This is a genomic window from Streptomyces calidiresistens (genome assembly GCF_014141525.1).
In the GTDB taxonomy this organism is placed as follows: Bacteria; Actinomycetota; Actinomycetes; order Streptomycetales; family Streptomycetaceae; genus Streptomyces; species Streptomyces calidiresistens.
In genome coordinates, this window is record NZ_VKHS01001555.1 from 1 (window position 1) to 467 (window position 467).

Consider the following 467-nt stretch of genomic DNA (forward strand, 5'->3'; position numbering starts at 1 on the left):
ACAGCGCCCGCACCCGCTTCTTCCCGGAGGACACACCGTGTCGGCCAAGCCCGCACCACCGAACGGTTCCACCGACCCCGCCCCGCCCACCGGTTTCGCCGAGGTCTTCGGCCGCGATCCGGGCCGGTCGCGCCGGGGCCTGACGCCCGGCCGCCGGGTGTGGACGACGCTGGGCGCGGCCACGGCCGTCACCGCGCTGATCGCGCTCGGCGGCCCCGTGCTCGGTTCGGTGGTGTTCCCGCCGCCCGGCCCCGGGGACGAGGAACTCGCCGCCTCGCGGGTGGACGCCTCTCCCGTCCCCTCGCCCGGGCCGGGCACCACGGCGCCCGAACCGGAACCCGAACCGGAACCGGACGAGGACGATGAGGAGAGGGAGGGGGACGAAGAGGGGGAAGAGGGCACCGAGGAGGAAGAGGAGTCCCCGGTGAACACCCCCGTCCGGGTGCTCCCGCCCGCGCAGGCTCCCC

General features: G+C 76.2%; 1 pseudogene. It reads left to right on the forward strand.

Going from position 1 to position 467, the window contains the following annotated elements:
- Positions 1-37: 37 nt before the first annotated feature.
- A pseudogene (locus FOE67_RS28255) lies at positions 38-467 on the forward strand (hypothetical protein); the annotation flags it as partial.